At 65.5% G+C, this 18,171-nt stretch carries 14 protein-coding genes; 8 read left to right on the top strand and 6 right to left on the bottom strand.

Features of this window, described 5'->3' with window-relative positions:
• The first annotated feature begins 75 nt into the window (after nt 1–75).
• From FIV42_RS01395 to FIV42_RS01410, 4 genes are all read left to right on the top strand, one after another.
• A complete protein-coding gene (locus FIV42_RS01395) occupies nt 76–288 on the top strand; it encodes a cold-shock protein (protein WP_141195935.1) in 213 nt (70 codons plus the stop codon).
• A gap of 215 nt (nt 289–503) precedes the next feature.
• Nucleotides 504–2,294 carry a VanW family protein gene (locus FIV42_RS01400; protein ID WP_168210316.1) on the top strand — a complete coding sequence of 597 codons (1,791 nt, stop codon included), beginning with the start codon at nt 504–506 and terminating at the stop codon, nt 2,292–2,294.
• 97 nt (nt 2,295–2,391) lie between these two features.
• Nucleotides 2,392–3,855: an MDR family MFS transporter gene (locus FIV42_RS01405; protein WP_141195937.1), complete on the top strand. Its 1,464-nt coding sequence runs from the start codon at nt 2,392–2,394 to the stop codon at nt 3,853–3,855.
• A gap of 83 nt (nt 3,856–3,938) precedes the next feature.
• Nucleotides 3,939–4,781, top strand: coding sequence for a hypothetical protein (locus FIV42_RS01410; protein WP_141195938.1), 843 nt, complete (start codon nt 3,939–3,941; stop codon nt 4,779–4,781).
• Nucleotides 4,782–5,698: 917 nt separating this feature from the next.
• Here the strand turns inward: FIV42_RS01410 and FIV42_RS01415 are convergent.
• Nucleotides 5,699–6,259 carry a pentapeptide repeat-containing protein gene (locus tag FIV42_RS01415; RefSeq protein ID WP_141195939.1) on the bottom strand — a complete coding sequence of 187 codons (561 nt, stop codon included), beginning with the start codon at nt 6,257–6,259 and terminating at the stop codon, nt 5,699–5,701.
• 130 nt (nt 6,260–6,389) lie between these two features.
• Between FIV42_RS01415 and FIV42_RS01420 the strand changes: the two genes are divergently transcribed.
• Nucleotides 6,390–7,829 (top strand): tetratricopeptide repeat protein, encoded by a 1,440-nt coding sequence (locus FIV42_RS01420; protein WP_168210317.1) that lies wholly within the window; start codon nt 6,390–6,392, stop codon nt 7,827–7,829.
• A 12-nt stretch (nt 7,830–7,841) separates the two neighbouring features.
• Here FIV42_RS01420 and FIV42_RS01425 read toward each other — a convergent pair whose 3' ends face one another.
• The 3 genes from FIV42_RS01425 to FIV42_RS01435 form a co-directional block, all read right to left on the bottom strand.
• Entirely contained in the window at nt 7,842–9,878 is a 2,037-nt protein-coding gene (locus FIV42_RS01425) for a carboxypeptidase regulatory-like domain-containing protein (protein WP_141195941.1), read from the bottom strand.
• Between the two features lie 88 nt (nt 9,879–9,966).
• Nucleotides 9,967–11,067 carry an NAD-dependent epimerase/dehydratase family protein gene (locus FIV42_RS01430; protein WP_141195942.1) on the bottom strand — a complete coding sequence of 367 codons (1,101 nt, stop codon included), beginning with the start codon at nt 11,065–11,067 and terminating at the stop codon, nt 9,967–9,969.
• On the bottom strand, nt 11,067–11,852 hold the full coding sequence (locus FIV42_RS01435; protein ID WP_168210318.1) for an SDR family NAD(P)-dependent oxidoreductase: 786 nt from the start codon (nt 11,850–11,852) through the stop codon (nt 11,067–11,069). The genes FIV42_RS01430 and FIV42_RS01435 overlap by 1 nt, the downstream gene beginning before the upstream one ends.
• A 189-nt stretch (nt 11,853–12,041) precedes the next feature.
• On the opposite strand from FIV42_RS01435, the gene FIV42_RS01440 reads away from it, so the two are divergent.
• From FIV42_RS01440 to FIV42_RS01450, 3 genes are read left to right on the top strand one after another with little or no spacing between them, the layout of a single operon-like run.
• Nucleotides 12,042–14,726, top strand: coding sequence for an AAA family ATPase (locus FIV42_RS01440; protein ID WP_141195944.1), 2,685 nt, complete (start codon nt 12,042–12,044; stop codon nt 14,724–14,726).
• Nucleotides 14,707–15,603 carry a mechanosensitive ion channel family protein gene (locus FIV42_RS01445; RefSeq protein ID WP_141195945.1) on the top strand — a complete coding sequence of 299 codons (897 nt, stop codon included), beginning with the start codon at nt 14,707–14,709 and terminating at the stop codon, nt 15,601–15,603. Before FIV42_RS01440 ends, FIV42_RS01445 begins: the two co-directional genes overlap by 20 nt.
• Entirely contained in the window at nt 15,597–16,457 is an 861-nt protein-coding gene (locus FIV42_RS01450) for a mechanosensitive ion channel family protein (RefSeq protein WP_141195946.1), read from the top strand. The genes FIV42_RS01445 and FIV42_RS01450 overlap by 7 nt, the downstream gene beginning before the upstream one ends.
• On the opposite strand, the gene FIV42_RS01455 is transcribed toward FIV42_RS01450, so the two are convergent.
• Entirely contained in the window at nt 16,454–17,254 is an 801-nt protein-coding gene (locus FIV42_RS01455; protein ID WP_141195947.1) for a hypothetical protein, read from the bottom strand. The genes FIV42_RS01450 and FIV42_RS01455 overlap by 4 nt on opposite strands.
• On the bottom strand, nt 17,255–18,106 hold the full coding sequence (locus FIV42_RS01460; protein ID WP_141195948.1) for a TIGR02147 family protein: 852 nt from the start codon (nt 18,104–18,106) through the stop codon (nt 17,255–17,257).
• Nucleotides 18,107–18,171: the final 65 nt, after the last annotated feature.

Here is an 18,171-nt window from a genome sequence, read left to right on the forward strand (position 1 = left end):
ACATCGCGATCGATTCACCGTGTTGGCGGACCGATCACTTTTTAAAACGAAGCATCGAGCACAAGAGGACAGAGAATGTCGAACAGAGTTCAAGGCAAAGTTAAGTGGTTCAACGAAGACAAAGGCTACGGCTTCATCGAGCGTCACGACGGTGGCGACGATGTCTTCCTCCACTTCAGCGCGCTCAACCAGAGCGGCTTCAAGACGATCGCGGAAGACGCCGAAGTCGAGTTTGAAGTCGAGCAAGGCCCGAAAGGTCCGAAGGCCGCCAACGTGATTCAGCTCTGAGCTGACCACGGCGACAGCCGATAGATAGAGAGAAGCCCCGACCGTTCATTCGGTCGGGGCTTTTCTTTTGCCCTCCGCTCGCCCTCCCCCGCCACTTTTGCAGATCTTTGCAACATCTTCTGCGTTGATTCTCCACATGCCCGTCATCGTGCAGGCAAAGACGCCGGGCATCCTTGATTCGAATGCTGATTGGAATCATCGCACGGAGAACACAAGTGGCCCGCAACACCTCTAACCAACAAGAGCCGACACGCCTGGCCTCCGCCGTCCACGCCTTCAAAGTCGCCGCGGTGACGGCCCGCAGGCTCGTCCAAGACACGCTCGACCCCACGCTGACTCGCCACCAGAAGCTCGCCCACGCCGACACGTGGCCGGTCGTCGCCGAATCGATCAGCCCCATCTGGACGAACGAAGCCCCCGGCGAGTGGGAGTTGGAGGCGGGCAAGGTCGAGAACCTGCGCCAGGCCGCGCGCCTGCTCGACGGGCTCGTCATTCCGGCCGGCGACGTGTTCAGCTTCTGGGCCCAGATCGGGCGCCCCACCCGGCGTCGCGGATTCGTCGAAGGCCGCGAGATCTTGCAGGGCTGCGTCGTCCCCTCGGTCGGCGGCGGGCTCTGCCAGTTGTCCAACGCCCTGTACGACGCCGCCCAGCGAGCGGGCTTCGAGATCGTCGAGCGCCATCGCCACAGCAAGATCGTCCCCGGCTCGATGGCCGAACAAGACCGCGATGCCACGGTCTTCTGGCCCCATATCGACCTGCGGTTTCGAAGCGAACGCACCTTCAAGCTCGAGGCGCGACTGACCCGCGACGCGTTCGTCATCCGGCTGCGCGCGCTCGGCACCCCGGTCTACGAGACGCCGGCGAAGACCAAACCCGAGCCGCACGAAGAGGCCGCACAAGCACGCCCCAACACCCACAAAAACTGCCTCAACTGCCATAAGGTCGAGTGCTTTCGCTACTGGAAGCACCGCAAGCTCGCCCGCAAGCCCGGCGCGCGTACTGCATTCTTGCTCGACAGCCATTGGCCCGAATTCGACGCGTATATCTCGCAGTCGGCGCAGCGATCTGACTTCGCCTGCATCCCGCTGCCTGGCCGCGCGCTGCGAAACCCGCGCTACGCCTGGCGCCTCGACGGCGTGCACGACGTGCGCCACGTGCTGGGCCTGACGGCGCTTCGCGGCCTGCACACCCGCGCGCTGCGAGCCCAGGGCGCCGAGCGCCAACAGGCGCTGCTCGACTGGGACCGCGCCCTGGCGCAAGTCTACGCGCAGCACCTCGACCCACGCGTCACGCGCGTCGTCGTCTCGCAAAATCTGCTGCCGTTTTTGTGGCAGGCCGGCCACCTGCAGGGCCGGCACGTCGACGTGCTCGTGACTCGTTTCCCGGTGGCCGAACTGCATCGCCGCCTCGACGCGGCCGCCAAGATCCACCCGCAGAGCCCGACGCTCGGCGACTTCCGCGCCCCCGAAGCGCTCGCCGAGGCCGAAGACGCCGCGCTGGCCTACGCCGACAAGCTCATTACGCCCCACAGCGCCATCGCCGAGCTCTTCCCGCGCAAGTCCGTCCACCTCGCCTGGCATCTCCCGCAGGCGCAACCACGCTCGCGGCGGTCCCAAGGCCGCCCCACGATCGTCTTCGCGGCGAGCACCGTCGGCAGAAAGGGCGCCTACGAGCTTCGCGAGGCGCTCCGCGGCCTCGACGTCGACCTGCGCATCCTGGGCCGGGAACTCGAAGGCGACGGCTTCTGGGCAGGTCATCGCACCAGCAAGTGCGGCGAGGACTGGCTCCGAGACGCCGACGCGGTCGTGCTCCCGGCGCACGTCGAGCACCAGCCGCGAGTTTTGCTCGAGGCGGCCGCGGCCAATATCCCGGTGTTCGCCAGCCGCGCCTGCGGGCTCGGAGGCGTCGACGGCGTCGAAGAAGTCCCGGTCGGCGACGCCGACGCGCTCCGCGCTGCGATCGTCGCGCACCTCGAGCTGCTACGAGCCTCATCCTCGGCTGCGTGACGGGACGGTTGAGCATTTGACCGATCGGAAATATGCTGCGGCTCGCGCTGGTTTGGTTGTCGCACCAGTGTTTGTTTCCAGCCGCAGAGCCGCCTCAATGAGTCGTTCCGATCGCACGCCCGTCTCGCCTTCCGACAGATCCGCTTACTCCGAACAGGTGAGCCCGTTCACCGTGCTCGCCATCGCCATCGCCTCGGCGTTCATGGCGATTCTGGCTGCAAGCAGCGCCAACGTCGCCTTGCCCGCCATCGGCGACGCGCTCGGCCTGAAGGTCACGGTGCTGCACTGGATCGTGACCGCCTACATGATCGCGTTCATGGTCGCCATCCCGGCCGCTGGCTGGCTGGCCGACCGGCGCGGCGCACGCCCGGTGATGCTCGGAAGCCTCGGATTATTCGGGATCGGCTCGCTCATCTGCGCGCTCGCCCCCACCTCCGAAATGCTCATCGCCGGTCGTATCGTGCAGGGCTTCGGCGCCAGCGCCATCATGCCGGTGTCGATGATCTTGGTGACCGCGGCGTTCCCGCCCGAGCGGCGCGGCCGCGCGCTAGGAATCTGGCTCGTCGGCGCCGTCGTCGGCCCCATCCTCGGCCCCACCGTCGGCGGCCTGCTCGTCGAGTACGCCACCTGGCATTGGGTCTTCGGCATGAACGTGCCCCTGGCCGCCCTCGTGCTCGCCTACGCCGCCATGAAGCTTCCGGCAAAGGCCGAACGGGACACCTCCAGCAAATTCGACGCGCTCGGATTCGGCTTGCTCGCCGGCGGCGGTATCGCCTCGGTGGTCGCCCTGGCTGAACTTCGCGGCGAGAGCCTCCCGCCGGCCGTGCACGTAGCCATCGGCGTGGCCGGCGTCGTCCTCCTCGCCCTGTTCGCCTGGCGTCAGATGAACGCCGAAAACCCACTCTTCCCGCGCGAAGTGCTCCAAGACGGTAAGATCCGCGCCGCCCTCACGCTGACTGTGGTCCGCTCGGTCGCCATGTTCGGGCCGATCTTCTTGCTCCCGGTGATGCTCCAAGAGGTCATGGGCTACGGCGCCAAGGACACTGGCCTGCTCATCGCCGTGGGCGCCATCGCCGTGGGCGTCTGCTCGCCTGTCGCCGGCCGCGCCATCGACAAGATGGGCCCCCGAAAGCCCGCCATGGTGGGCGTCGTCCTGCTCGCCATCTCGATGTGGGCCTGGCACGACCTCGGCCCCCAGAGCACGATCTGGACGATCGTGTGGCCGCAGATCATTCGCGGCTTCGGCCTCAGCCTGCTCATCAACGCGCTCACCGTCACCGTGCTCAACCGCTCGCCGGAAGGCCGCTCGGGCGGCGGCGCCTCGGTCCTGTCGCTGACCAACCAACTCTCCGGCGCCGTCGCCATCGCCGCGCTCAACGCGCTCGTCGCGCTGGGCCTGCACCAGGCCGGCCTGGTCGACACGGATTTGACCGGTTCGATCGCCGCCGCCAAGGCTTTCGATGCCGCGTTCGTGGTATCGGGCGTGATCTGCGCGTTTGGATTAGTACCGGCATTTTGGCTACCGTCGCGGCTCGAGACGGCGACGTCCCACGAGTCGTAAGTCGGCCGCCAGGCAAGCTGGCAGCCGGCGTCGCCTCATATCGAACGCTGACTTCAACGCCCCTAATGTTGCGAGAACACACGATGCTGAAAGTCTGCCCCCTCCGCTTTGCGTCGGTCAGTCTTCTCGCGTTCATCGCCGCTGGATGCAGCACTCCCAAGCATACCGAGCAATCGGCCCGGCAGACTCCCCCAGTACGCGTCATCCCCTTCGAAACGGGATTCTTCCACACCAAGCTCCCGCGCTTCGAATTATCGGACGGCGCCGACCCCACTCGCTACCGACCCTGCCGAGTGACCATGCACGGGGGCCGCGTGTTCGAGTTTAGCTACGACGAACGCAACCGATTGAGGCGCATCGAGCGCATCGACGAGAACGTGCCGAAGAGCGCGCGCTTGAGGTTCGACTTCATCTACGGCGCAAGTGGCCATTTAACGAAGCAGAGCGTCGACGTGGGATTGGATGGAACCGAGGAAGACTACGTCCTCATCGACGACGAGCGCGCCGCGAACGGTGAATTGAAGCGGCGTCGATTCGACACCGACGACGATGGGAGCCCCGACGCCAGCGCGGAGTACGAGTACGACGATGCGGGCCGCCTCACTCTGTTCGCCTTCGACAGCGATCTCGACGGCCACGTCGACACCGTCCATCGTCACCAATACGCCGCCCACGGCAGCCTCACGCGCAGCGAAATCGACAAAGACGCCGATGGAGACGCCGACGAGGTCGTCACCTATCGCTACGATGCGCAGGGACGGCTCGAATCGCAGCTCAACGTCGACCTGCGCGCGCTCGAAGAGGAGCAGCAACGCGCCGAGGATGCTGCAGACTCGTCGGACCGCGCCGGAGAGACCAGAATTGTGGCCGTCACGAAGCCTGCGCGCATCGAGTATCAGTACGTGTACGATTGTCCCAACAAGTAAGAGCAACCAAGACGCCCGGTCGCCTGGCTGAACGTCGCCGCGGCCTGCTCGAAGGCGGTGTACGAGTTTCGCCGCGGCAACTTCGCCCCCCAGATCGACGGTTCCAAACAGGATGTTCGGCCGGCTCCGTGACCGTGACCGGACACCGGCTCCGTGAACGTGACCGTGAACGTCTGATCATCCCACACATCTCATTTGCCGATGCGGAGCCGGGGCTTGCCCACTTGTTTTGCTAAGCAGGGGTTGGTCGGCGTTCAGGAATCGCACGCCCGACCCCAAGGCGAGCCTTGGGGCTGCACCGGCGAGGGCTCCGCGGGCAGCAAGCAGCCGCTCCGCGTGCCGCAACACGGTGCCTGACACCTCGTCGACGCCATCCCGCACATCTTTGTTGATGCGCTGCGTTGACGGTCGGGGCGCGGTCGTCCCCGGCCGCCGGGGTCCGTCTCGGGCCCCGCACGTGTTTGAGCAAGGCGTGTGCCTTGCCTCAGACACGCGACAACACGGCGCCTGACACCGCGTCGACGGCTCCGTGATCGTGATCGTCGTCGTGATCGGCGGTTGTTGTTCGCGGCGAGACAAACGGCCGATCACGATCACGACGACGATCACGGCCGCACAACACGGTGCCTGACACCTCACCGTCAACCCACTTCGTGGGCCTCGATGGACGGGTTCGCCGACCACAACACGGTGTCTGGCACCTCGTCGTCGCGGGGTCCGTCTCGGGCCCCGCACGTGTTCGGGCAAGGCGTGTGCCTTGCAAAAGACACGCAAGCTGGGGCGGGGACGCCCCAGGGCGGGCGGGGACGCCGCGCGCCCCGACCCGGTTGTTCACCTCCGCCATTTGTGTTGGATGGTGAGCCGTGAACGTGACCGTAACCGACTCCGTGACCGCAACCTGTCGTTCCTTCCCGCCTCTACTCCACCTCCAAACCGTACTTGTAGAGCAGCCCCTCCAACGCCCCACGCGAAAACTTCGCCCCTTCGACGCGGTTGCCCTCCGGATCGATCGAAAACCCGTACGCCCCACGCAAATCCGCCTCCTCGAGCACCGTGCGCTCGAAGCTCGCCCCGCTCAGGTCGCACTCGGTGAGCGCGGCCTCGCGAAGGTCCGCCTCGACGAAGTTCACCTCCACGAGAGAGCACCCCGCAAAGCTCGTCTTCGGCAGCTTCATGCGCCAGAACGACGCGTAGTTCAGCAAGCACTCTTCGAAGCCCACCGCCAACGCGAACTCGCTGCACTTGCTGAAGTCGACGCCCATCAGCTTGCAGTGGGCGAACTCGACGCCCTGCAGGCGGGTGCCGTCGAGGTCGACCATGCTCAGGTTGCAGCCTTCGAAGGTGCAGTCGACGAAGGCGACGCCGCCCAGGTCACTCTCGGTGAAGTCGCAGCCTTCGAAGGTGCACTCGTAGCACTCGCCGTCGAAGGGGCGTTGGCCGCTGTAATCTTGTTGCTCGTAGGTTTCGCGGGTGGGCATTTTCGGGTCCTTTGGATTGGGAATGTCGTGCGGGAACGTAGCGAATCAGCCCTCTCTATGCGACTATAGTCGGGAATGTCTTCGCACCATTTCTGTCATCTGGCTTTGTAATTTGGGGAGAAGTCCCACCATGGCTCGACGCATCTCGTTTTCGACCATCTGCATTCTCGTGCTCGTGCTGGCCGGCTGCGCGACCACGCCGCAGAGCGCCGACGAGGCTACGGCGCTCCAGGCCGATCCCGCCGCCAAAGACTACCGCCATTTCCAATGCGACCACTCGTTCCAGTCGTGTGGCCACGTGCCGTACGAAGAGCTTCTCGCGAACTGCAAGTTCGAAGACGCCGAGGCGTGTCGCGTGCTCGGAATGGCGTATCTCGACGGTCCCTTGGCCACCGACGCCACGCGGGCACGTACCTTCTTGCGGCGAGCCTGTGAGTTCGACAGCCCCCAAGCGTGCCATAACCTCGGCGAGGTGCTCGTCGGGCAGAATGCGCCCGATGAAGCAGCAAAGCTCCTCACGCGTGCCTGCAAGGCCGACGTCGCCCCAGCCTGCGCGAGCCTTGCCGATTTGCTTCGCGACCGAAAGAGCGTCGACGGCTGGCAGGCCACTGCGCTGTTGCACTACCGAGACGCATGTCAGGCGGGCGTGGAACCCGCGTGCACCGCACTCCTCGAGTTCATGGAGAAAGACACGGCACAAGTGATAGAGCAACTGCAACAGCGCTGCGACAGCGGCCAACTGCGCGAGTGTGCGGTACTTGGCGCCCTCTACCACAACGGCGTGGCAGTCGAAGCCGACAAGGAGCGCGGGTTGGCGTTGCTCGAGAAGGCATGCAACCGGGGCGAACAACTCGCCTGCCAAGAGCTGGGCGTTATCGAGTTCAACGCCCCTTTCAAAGGCGGCGACGCCGACTCGGTAGACGTCAGCGGCTTGATTCCGCCGCTCAAACGCGCCTGCGAGGCTGGTTCGGGATGGGCCTGCTTTCGCCTCGGGCTCTTCCACCATCGAGGCATGGGCGTGAGCGCCGACGTCGACAGGGCACTCGAGCTGTACGAGGCCGCGTGTCAGGCCGATCACACGCAAGCCTGCAATACGCTCACCGAACTCCTCCTTCAGGGCGGACACGGGGTGACCGCTGCTCCCAAACGCGCCGCGAAGCTCTACCTCGACCGCTGCCACGGCGGCGATCTCGACGCTTGCTACTCCTTTGGCGCGCTCTACCTGCACGGGCAGCATCTACCCAAAGACCTCGACCACGCCTATAACGTCTTCCGCGCGACGTGCGGACGCGGCCACGGCGACTCGTGCACCAGCCTCGGCGTGATGCACGCGGTGGGCCAAGGCGTGCCCCAAGACTTCGAGAAGTCTCACAAGTTCTACAAAATGGCCTGCGACGAAAACCACGCGATGGCGTGCGCCAACCTCGGCAGCCTCTACATGCTCGGCGATGGGACCGAACAGGATCTGGACGAAGCCAAGCGGCTGTTCGAGTTCGCCTGCGAGCGTGGTGAGAGCCAGGGATGCATGCGGCTGCAAATGATCGAGCAGATGAAGGCGAGTCAACAGTAAGCGAGCTTAGCGTCAGCGCCCGCGCTTCTTCACCACCACCGAGCCACGCTCGATTTCGGTCGAGAAGCGCCCCTCGCCCTCCCGGTCGATCTCGAGTTCGACGGGCACGCCCTGCTGGCCGCGGATCTTTTCGACGACCTCGTCGAGGCGCAGGCCGTCGACCGGCTCGCCGTCGACGGCGAGGATGACGTCGCGGGCTTGGAGGCCGAACTCGGCGGCCGGGTGGCCGTCCATCGTGTTGCGGATGACTACGCCCTTGTCGGTCTTCATCAGGACCGCACCGATGCCGTGGAATTGCATCGCCTCGCCGGGCTTCTGCTTGCGGATCTGGACGTCGCGCGTCGTCGCGCCGCCGGGGCCGACCGACACGCCTGCCGAGACGGTCGACAGGTAGCCCTTTTTGGCGACGCGAAGGCTTCGCCGGCCGGGGGCGACGCCGTCGATGTCGTAGCGCCCCCGGGCGTCGGTACGCGTGCTGTTGGCTTGGAAAGGCGAGGTGGGGTCGAAGATCATGACGCTCGCGCCGGCGACGGGCGCGCCGGTCTTGGCGTCGGTGACTTGGCCGGTGACGCGTCCGGCCTCACCCACGCGGATGGTCACCCCGGAGGTCTCCGATCCGGCGCGCACGACCACCGGCTCGGAGCTCGCCGAGGCGTAGCGGTTGGTCTGTACGCGGAACCAATAGGTGCCGGGCCGCAGCGAGTCGAAGCGAAAGCGACCGGACGAGTCGTTGACCTTCTCGAGGCCGGCGCTACGCGGCCGGTAGGGGCGCGGGCCCTTCGTCTCGATGGCCTCCACGCCCACCGTAAAGCTGTTGACGGGCCGGCCGTCGGGGCCGACGACGCGGCCGCTGACCGCGCCGCCGGCGCGTAGCTCGAGGGTCGATTCGGCGCCCACGGTCACGTGGGTGGGCCGCGAAAGCTCGTAGTGCTGGGAGATGGCGGTGGCGGTGTAGCTGTCGTGCTGCGGGTTATCCCACTGGAAGCGCCCGTCGTCGTCGGTGCGCAGGAACTTCCAGCGGCCCTGCGGGGGCCGAAGCCGTACAAATGACGAGGCGACCGGCTCGCCGTTCGGGTCGACGACGCGGCCGAAGATGCCCTTGGCAGCCTCCATGACTACGTCGACCGAGGTCGGCTCGTCGGCGGCGGCTTCGACGGCGTCGATCTTCTCGGTGCGGTAGCCCGAGGCGGTCGCCTCGAGGATGAACGTGCCCGCCGGGACGTTGTGGAAAGCGTAGGTGCCGGACGTATCGGCGGTGACCTTGCGGCTCCTGGCGAGCGGGCCGCCTCGCAGGACGAGTTCGGCGCGCACCGGATTGCCCGCCGTGTCAACCACCTCACCGTAGACGGTCGCACTCGGGGCGAGGTCGATGACCAGGTCCTCGAGGGTCTCGCCGGGCTCGAGGTAGAGCTCGCGGCTCTCCGCCAGCGCGTGCTCCTTGGCCTCGACGAGCAGGCGCAGGCGACCCGGGGCGACCTTGTCGAGGGCGAAGCTGCCGTCCGCCCCCGACTTGGCGACGCCGTCGGTCACGAACGGGTCGAGCCGGCCGTCGAGGCCGTCGGCGGACAGGTAGTAGATGCTGATATTGGCGTCGGAAACGGCCCGACCGGAGGCGACGATGCGCCCGCTGACTTCTGCCGGACGCCGCAAGACGAGCTCGAGGCCGGCGACGCCGGCGTCGCTGTCGTCGGAGAGCACCACCTCGACACGTCGCACGGCTTCGGGCCCGGCGCTCACGAAGTCGTCGGCGCGCGCGTCGAGCCGGTAAGCCCCCGGCTCGAGCTCCTCGAGGCGGAACTCGCCGGCCGCGTCGGTCACCGCGCTCGCGCCGTCGGTGGTGTCGACGGTGGCGCCCTCGATGGGCCGCCCGGTGGAGTCAACGACCCGCCCGGCGATGAACGGCGTCCCCGGCGCCTCGGCGGGGGCTTGTTGGGCGTTGTCGAGCTGATTCGAATCGGCGTTTGGAGCGTCGGCGCTCCACAGCCAGTAGAACGTCAATGCAGCGACCGTGCTGAGCAGCAAGGCGGCGATAATGTGCGTCTTTTTCACGTCGGATCCCGCAGGATTTGCAGTGCTTTACCCGCGGACACGATAGCAGGCAGGGAGCCTGCGGCAAGCCACAAAAGCTCGCTCGGCTCTACCAAGGCCGCTGCTCGTTCACTTCGAGCCACACGTCCGGATGGAACGCGGCGAGTTGCAAGATCCGGTCGAGGTCGTCGTGCAGCGAGCGCCAGGGGCTCCAGCCGAGCCGTTCGCGGGTATGTGACAGGTCGAACTCGAAATGCTCGCCGGCAAATTCGATCATCCACGGTTGGATAAAGCGCCGCTTTCCCACCTGACGGGCCCCGGCCCCGAGCACCTTGGCCCCCAGGTAGGCGAGCGCCCGCGGGATGCGCTGCAGGGGCAGGTCCTTGCCGTAGAACGCCTGCGCCGACCGGTCGTGAATCTCGCGATAGGTCACCGGGCTCTCCTGGCCGATTAGAAAGCGCTCGATTCCGCGCCCCCCGAAAAACTCCTCGAGCGCCATCTCGAAGGCACGGCTGACCTCTTCGACGTGCACGTAAGTAAGCCCGCGGTCGGTCGGACCGGGATAGAAGTACTTCTCGAACGAGCGACTTCGCACCAACTCGATCTGTTTGAAGAGCGGCACGAGCTCGCACAGGTTCGAGTAGACCCCGGCGAGCACGAGCTCGACCGTCGCTCGCTCCAGGTTCGCATCGCGAATCACGTCCTCGGCCTTGATCTTGAACGCGGGGTAAGCCCACGCGCCCAGCCGCGGGCTGTGCTCGGTGAGCGCCATGCCCGGCTCGGTGGGCGCCATCGACGCCATGCTCGACGCGTACAGAAGCGGCACACCAGCGGGCACACGCTCGTCGATGCGCTGCAAGAGGTGCTCGAGCGCGTGATGGAGCCTGTCGTAACGTCTGTCGGGTTTGTTCTTGAAGTCGTAGTGCGCGGCCAGGTGGATCACGCCGCGCAGCCTCGAAAACTCCGCGTCGGGAATGGCGTCCCACAGCTCGTCGATCTGGCGCGTGTCGCCCAGGTCGGCCTGGAAGAGCTTCTCGCGGCATAGGTCGTCGTCGCCCATATGGCTTCGGATCGGGTCACCCGGGCGCAAGTCGACGCTCAGCAGGCGATAATTCGGGGCGAGGCGACGCCGGAGTTCGGTGCCGATGAAGCCCTGCGCCCCCAGGATGAGCACGGTGTCTGCGTCTTGCTGCGATGTGGTTTCAGCCATTACGATTTGGAGTATCCGTCAAAACCAGGAATCAATTTCGTCTTCAGCGGTTTGAGCAACTTCTCGGACAGCTCGGGAAACTCTTGGAAGAACGTGGCAGCGAGCCGATTGCCTAACCCCGGGATGATGACGCCCTCGCGATTGTCGAGGCAGCGCTCGATCGCCTTGGCGACCTTGTCGGCCGACATATGCGGCACGATGGACGACTTGCCGGCGGTCGCTTCGGTCTCGGTGGCGCCCGGCAACACGATGCCAAAATGCACCCCGCTCTCGTCCATCTCGACGCGCAAGCTTCGCACCAGCGCTAAGAGCGCGGCCTTCGACGCCGCGTAGGTCGCGTTGGACGGAAAGGGCATCAACGCTGTGAGCGAGCCGACGAACACAGCGCTGCCGCCGCTCGCTTCGAGCAGGGGCATCAGGCTGTGCAAAAGCGTGACCGGCGCCATGTAATTGACGCCCAGCTCGTACTCGATGTCGTCCATCGTCGAGTTGTCGAACAACTTGTCGTTGGACATGCCGGCATTGAGCACCAACGCGTCGACGTGCTCGGTGCGCTCGACGAGCGTCGAAGCCGCCTCGGCGGCCAGCTCGACGCTCGACAGGTCCGCCCCGAGGTGCTCGGCGGTGGCCCCCTGCGCGTTGATCTCGTCACACAGCGCAGCGAGCTTGTCCTCCGAGCGCGCCAAGAGAATTAGACGGCGGTTCGGACCGGCGAGTCGACGTGCGGTCGCCGCGCCGATGCCGCGCGAGGCGCCGGTGATGATGATCGTTTCGAGTGTGTCCAAGGTGTCTACTCCAGTGGCTGGCGATCGCCATAGTTCGACCAACACCACCAACATAAACACGACTACCGTGGAGGGCTTGGAGGCTTGGAGGACATTTGTGCCTTCCTGCTCAAACGTCAAAAAATTGCGCCTGGCGGCGTGCGGTGGTAGTTCGGGAGATCATTGCGTTTATCCGGCCCGAGCTGCTCCATGACGTCGCGTCTCTTCATCCTGCTCGCCCTCTTGGCGACTCTCCTGGCGGGCCCCTCTGCAGGCTTCGCCCAGGGAATTGAAGGCCCCGCGGCCGAGATCACCCGCGAGACGCAACGCCAACTGCGGTCGTTCTCCGAGCAGAAAGCGAATGTCCTCGAGCGAATCGACGCGCTGGCCGAGCAGCCCACGGAAAAGGAGCGCCGCTCGGAGGTCGACCCCGTCTTCGACGATCTAGTCGAGCTGCGAGCACGTGTGCACGAGGAGTTTCGCGAGGCGCTCGTCGAGGCGAAGGCGGCCGACGAGCCGGTCCGCGAGGCCCGCGCCGCGCTCGAGGCGGCCCGCGCCGACCTCGAGGTGGAGCGCTCGCGCGAGGAACAACTCGGCGGCTCGCCGGTCTGGAAGGAGCGCGTCGCAGCGGCGAAGGCCGAGGTCGCCGAGAGCGAACGTGAGCTCGAGCGCGCCAGAGCCGTTCACGAGGCGCGTCAGGAGCGCGTGCGGGAGTACCGCTCGCATATCACCTTCTTTCCCGAGACCATCTCGCCGCTGCTCGAAAAGATCAGCGCGCCCAAACGCGCCGAATTCTTCGCGATCGACGACGAAGATAACTGGCGTGAGGCCACCCTCGGCGTCAAAAACGGGCTTCGCACCATCACGGCACGCGCTCACGGGCGCTGGGAGCAACTCACCAGCGTCGACACGACGTCGACCGACGTGTGGAGCTGGCTGTGGGGGCTCGTGTGGCGCCTGGCGGTGTGGCTGGCGCTCGCCAAGCTCTTGGTGCCGCTCATCCCGGCGATCACCGAGGGGTTGCTGCGGCGACGCTGGCTTCGGCGTCACGCCACTTTTACGATCAATATCGCCGAGCTGTTGCGCGCCCTGGCCCGTCCCCTGGCATTCTTTTTGGGCATGGAGTACGTGGCGGCCTACGTCGCCCAGAGCTTCGCCGAGTTCGAGGGGCTCGTCTGGATCATCGACGCGGTGGTCATCTACTGGGTCGTGGTGGCGGCGGCCAAAGTGCTCGTCTTGCCCCGGTCGCATCGACGCCAGCAGGGTCACGCTTCGGCCAGCGCGTTCGACAACCTCGACGAAGACGAGGCCGCGGCGATCTCCGACCTGCTCGTCATCGAACTCGACCGTGCCAAGAAACTCGTACGCAGTGTGCGCGTGGTGGTCGTCTTCTGGCTCTTGTCGGCGTATATCCCCGACTTCGTCGAGCCGCTGACCGGCATCACCGTCATCTGGTGGCTCGTCGACAAGGTCGCCGTGTGGGGCTTTGTGGGCGTGGTCTACTGGGTGCTGTCGCAGTGGAAGGACGATATCGCCTCGGTCTTCGAGCGACTGGCCGGCGACGGCTTGCGGCGGCCCGTCGAGTTTGTCCACGAGCACAAGGACCGGCCGTGGGGCGTGCTCGTCATCGCGGTCGCCTCGCTGTACGTGCTCTTCAAGGAAGTTGGCATCATCGCGCGTCGCTTCGTGCTCAACACCCAATGGTTCAAGCGGGCGAGCGCGTTTGCCTTTCGCACCAAGATCGAGCTGCGCAACCGCGAGCGCGTCCAAAATGACGGCGGCCAGCCGCTCGACGCGAAGAGACTCCCCCAGGACTACCGCGAGGTGTTTGAAGACCGTGCGCTCGTCGACGAGGCCTACCGAATCGACCGTGGCACCTACACCGCAGACGTCCTCGCGCGCTTCGAGCGCTGGAAGGCGGCGCGCCGCCAAGGCTCGGTCATCGTGTCGGGCGAGCCGGGTGTGGGCAAGACGACGTTTCTGAACGGCGTGAGCGCGAAGCTCGCCGAGGCCACCGAGTGGCCGATGGTCCGGGGTCGCATCGACGAGAAGCTCGAGAGCCGCGAGGGCGTGCTGGACTTTGTCGCCGAGCTCTTCGAACTCGACACCACGCCGAGTAGCTCCGACGAGCTCATCGCGCAGCTGAACGAGCTCGAGCCGCGCGTGGCGCTCGTCGACGACTGCCACCACGCGTTCACCCGTCAAATCGAGGGCTTCGACAGCCTCGAGACGCTCCTCGACATCGTCAACCTGTGCGACGAAGCGCACTTCTTCGTGCTCACCTTCAACGGGTTCACCTGGAGCTATATCAACCGCATCGAGGCGCGCGAGCACTACTTCGGCCAGGTGCTCACGCTCGAGCCGTGGTCCGAAGAGGACCTCGAGCGCATGATCGAGACGCGCACCGCGCACACCGACTACCTGCCGAGCTTCGCCGACCTCGTCCACGACCAAGTCGACCACGCCGACTACTTCTTCGAAGTGGTCAAGACCGCCAATGGGTACTTTCGCTACCTGCACGAGTTTAGCGGGGGCAACCCGCGCGTTGCGATGCTCTATTGGCTGCGAAGCTTGCGGCCGACGGGCGACGCGAAGACGCTGCAGGTGAGCCTGTTTCGCCGGCCGTCGACCGCCGAGTTTTCGAGCTATACCGACGACCATTGGTTCGTGCTCGGCGCGCTCGCCCAGCACGGCGAGCTCGACGTCGACGAGCTAGCCACCGTGGTGAACGTACCTCGAGGCTTCTGCAACCTTGCGGTCGACTACTTCGCCGAAGCCGGCGTGGTCGACCTCGACCCGGAGAGTCGACGGGCGCGGCTCACCCCGCTCTTCTTGCGCCAGGTGCTCCGCCAGTTGTCGAACTCGAATTTTCTGTATGGGTACGGGAACGGGTGACGCGATGTTCACGCACATGACGGCATACGCCCTGCTCGCGCAGGCGACGCCCGAGGCCCAGGCGGTCATCCAGACGCTGCAGATGATCAACCTCGGCAAGGTGTTGACCGCGGCGGTGATCATCGCGCTCGCCTACGGCCTCAACCACCTCGTTGACAACACCATCGAGCGCTTCAGCGAGGGCGTGGCCCGACGCAGGCTCGTGCTCAAGAAGCTGTCGAGCTTCGCCAAGCTGAGCATCTTCGTGGCCGCGTCGTTTCTGGTGGTCGTCACGTTTTTGGCCGGCAAGGAAGAGGTGCTCCTGGGCGTGATGGGCACCCTGGGCCTGGCGGTGGGTTTTGCGCTCAAAGACACCGCCTCGTCGATCATGGCGGGCATCTTGATTCTGGTGGACCGCCCGTTCGGCGTCGGCGACCGCATCTACTTTGGCGAGGTCTACGGCGAGGTCAAAGAGATCGGCCTTCGCGCGGTGCGCGTCCGCACGCCCGGCGACGAGATGGTCTCCATCCCGAACAACAAGTTTCTGACCGAAGCGGTCGCCTCGGCCAACGCCGGCAGCCTCGACATGCTCGTGGGCATGCAGTTCTACATCGCGGTGACCGAAGACTTCCAACTCGCCAAAAAGCTCGTCTACGAGGCGTGCGTTACCTCCAAATACGTCTTCTTGGAGCGCCCGGTGAATATCCTCATCGAGGACGTCGCCCGCGACTCGGCGTTCACCACCGTGATCACCTGCAAGGCCTACGTCATCGACACGCGCTTCGAAAAGGACTTCATCACCGACGTCACCGAGCGGGTCAAACGCATGTTCCGAAAGCACGACATCCAGGCGCCCTACGCCCGCGAGATGATGGTCGAGGAGCCCGAGCGATGCTGACCCTACTGCCGACCGTGCTGGCACAAGCGACCCCCGACGCCACGGCTTTGGCCCAGGCACTGCAGTCGATCGAGTTCGACAAGCTCCTGCACGCGCTGGCCATCGTAGCGGTCGGCTACACGCTCAACCGCCTCATCGAGACGAGCCTGGAGCGTCTGGGCAAGCAGGTTCCCAAGCGGCGGCTGTTGCTCGAGCAGGTCTCGAGCTTCACCCGGCTGAGCATCTTTGTGCTGGGGACGTATCTGGCGGCAGCGACCGTGCTCGAAAACCAGAAGAGCGCCGCGCTCGGCGTGATGGGCACACTGGCGGTGGCGCTGGGCTTCGCGCTCAAGGACACCGTCTCGTCGGTCATGGCGGGTATCTTCATCCTCGTCGACCAGCCCTTCCAAGTCGGCGACCGCGTGCGCTTCGAGGGGTACTACGGCGAGATTAAAGAGATCGGGCTTCGCTCGGTGCGCCTGCAGACCCTCGACGACCACAGGGTCTCCATCCCGAACAACAAGTTTTTGACCGAAGCGGTCGCCTCGGCCAACGACGGCGACCTCGACATGATGGTCGAGATGAAGTTCCACGTGGCGATGAGCGAGGACGCCGACCTGGTCAAAAAGCTCGTCCACCGCGCCTGCGTGACCTCCAAATATGTCTACCTCGACAAGCCGGTGGCGATGCGGGTGCGCGACGAGGAGGTCAGCTACACGTTCGTGACGACGGTGACCTGCAAGGCCTACGTCATCGACGCGCGCTTCGAGAAGGCCTACGTCAGCGACGTGACCGAGCGCGTGAAGCTTGCCTTTCGGCGCCACGGCGTGCAGTCGCCGTATGCGCGCACCGCCGAAGTCATGGCTGAATCCTAACCGGCGTCCGCCTCGGCATCGCCGGCGTCGGCCTCGTCGTCGGACGAATCATCATCGACATCGCCGTCTGCTAGCTCGTCGGTCTCGTCGGCTTGCAACTCACCGTCTTCGTTGGCGTCGCGGAACAGCGCGGCCGAGCGCTTCATGTTTTCGCGGAAGCTGTCGAGCAGGTCGCTGTTGTTGTCGGCGTCGATCAGGATCTCGGCGTCGCCGTCGGCTCCGTCGAGCTCTTCGGCCGCGAGCCATTCGTCGAGGGCGAAGGCGACGAGCAGCGGCTCGCGGCTGGCCGACAGGGTGAAGTCGCCATCCATGCGGAAGGTGTCTTTGTAGTCGTCGCGGACCACGAAGGGCGTGCCGTCGTAGGAGCCGCGCACGAGCACCGACAGGCCGTCGAGCTCGGCGGGCACGCCCGCGGGCAGGCTGTCGAGGTCGGACTCGGCGAAGCGAAGCTCCATGCGGCAGTAGCGCGTCGCCTCGCTGCTGAGCATGTCGAGCGCGGGGAACTCGCGGCCCGAGATGAGCTCGACGGCGAAGGCCTGGTCGTAGTCGGTCTCGTCGCTCCCCGAGCAGTTGGCCGCCTCGCGCAAGCGAAGCTCGTCGAAGACCAGCCATGCCTCGGTGATCTCGATGCCGCTGGCGAGCGTCAGTGCCCCGCGCTGCTGGCCGTCGTAGCCGGAGAACTCCACGGTGACGTCGGACGTCTGCGGGTTTCCAACTTCGGTGCCCACGCAGGCGCCGATGAGGCTCAGTGCGCCGATCACCGCTAGCAGATTGACAAGATTTGGTGCTGCTCGCATTCAGTCGTCTCCAGATACGTCGTCAGGCAAAGAACTCAGGGGGAAGAGCTGGGTGTTGATCTGGAAGACCACCTGCGGCTCCTCGTCGCTGTCGCACAGCTCGAAGACCAGCTCGCGAAACGCGTGCACGCGCTCTTTGAGTTCGCCGATGGTCTCCGGCGAAATGCACACCGTCATCGCCGCCAGGTCGCGGTACTCACGCGGGATGATCTCGATGGACTCGCCGGCGCGCTCGAGCATCTGGCGGTGGTAGTTGGCGATGGCCAGCGAGCGCACCTCGTGCTCGGTCGTCACGCTCGCCTCGCCGCGCACGAGCGTTCCCGAATCCTCGCGGACCACAAGCCCCAGATCCAGCAGGACTTCGAGGGCCGTCTCGGCCTGCTCCGGCTCGATGTTGGGGGTCAACTGACCGGCAATCCAGGCTGGATCCTCGTCGAAATCGGGCCGCGCGACCATCTCGCGAATCGCCGGGTAGTACCAGTGCGAGAGGTAGTCGAACATCGCCTGGTCGATGCGCCGCGCGGTGCGAAATCGGCGGCTGGCGGCCAGCTTCTCGAAGGCGCGGTTGCGCTCGCGGTCGGTCTCGGCCTGGTCGAAGTCGATGAGCAACCGAAAGAACTGCGTCTCCTCGGCATTGAGCTCGAGCGCCTTGGCGAAGTTTTCGACCGTGTCGCCGATATTGCGCTCCCCGCGCATCACGTGGCGCAAAAAGCTCGGAGACGACAACCCTGCCTTGCGCGCGAAGTAGCGGTACGAAAAGGCCGAGGTATTCGCCTTGGCCGCCTCGTAGTACGCACGCAAAAACGCGCGGTAGTCGAGGAAGTCGAAGATGTTGGGTTTCCAGTCACTCATGGGCGTACTCTCAGTTCTTCGTCAGAGTACGTAGAAAACCGCCGCCGAACAACCTCGGCGGCGGC

The sequence above is a fragment of the Persicimonas caeni genome, assembly GCF_006517175.1.
Classification (GTDB): Bacteria; Myxococcota_A; Bradymonadia; order Bradymonadales; family Bradymonadaceae; genus Persicimonas; species Persicimonas caeni.

Coding starts and splice junctions, on each gene's coding strand:
- FIV42_RS01430 (WP_141195942.1), bottom strand. CDS start 11,067: ATGGCTGAAACCACATCGCAGCAAGACGCAGACACCGTGCTCATCCTG.
- FIV42_RS01395 (WP_141195935.1), top strand. CDS start 76: ATGTCGAACAGAGTTCAAGGCAAAGTTAAGTGGTTCAACGAAGACAAA.
- FIV42_RS01450 (WP_141195946.1), top strand. CDS start 15,597: ATGCTGACCCTACTGCCGACCGTGCTGGCACAAGCGACCCCCGACGCC.
- FIV42_RS01445 (WP_141195945.1), top strand. CDS start 14,707: ATGGGTACGGGAACGGGTGACGCGATGTTCACGCACATGACGGCATAC.
- FIV42_RS01410 (WP_141195938.1), top strand. CDS start 3,939: ATGCTGAAAGTCTGCCCCCTCCGCTTTGCGTCGGTCAGTCTTCTCGCG.
- FIV42_RS01440 (WP_141195944.1), top strand. CDS start 12,042: ATGACGTCGCGTCTCTTCATCCTGCTCGCCCTCTTGGCGACTCTCCTG.
- FIV42_RS01415 (WP_141195939.1), bottom strand. CDS start 6,259: ATGCCCACCCGCGAAACCTACGAGCAACAAGATTACAGCGGCCAACGC.
- FIV42_RS01455 (WP_141195947.1), bottom strand. CDS start 17,254: ATGCGAGCAGCACCAAATCTTGTCAATCTGCTAGCGGTGATCGGCGCA.
- FIV42_RS01460 (WP_141195948.1), bottom strand. CDS start 18,106: ATGAGTGACTGGAAACCCAACATCTTCGACTTCCTCGACTACCGCGCG.
- FIV42_RS01405 (WP_141195937.1), top strand. CDS start 2,392: ATGAGTCGTTCCGATCGCACGCCCGTCTCGCCTTCCGACAGATCCGCT.
- FIV42_RS01420 (WP_168210317.1), top strand. CDS start 6,390: ATGGCTCGACGCATCTCGTTTTCGACCATCTGCATTCTCGTGCTCGTG.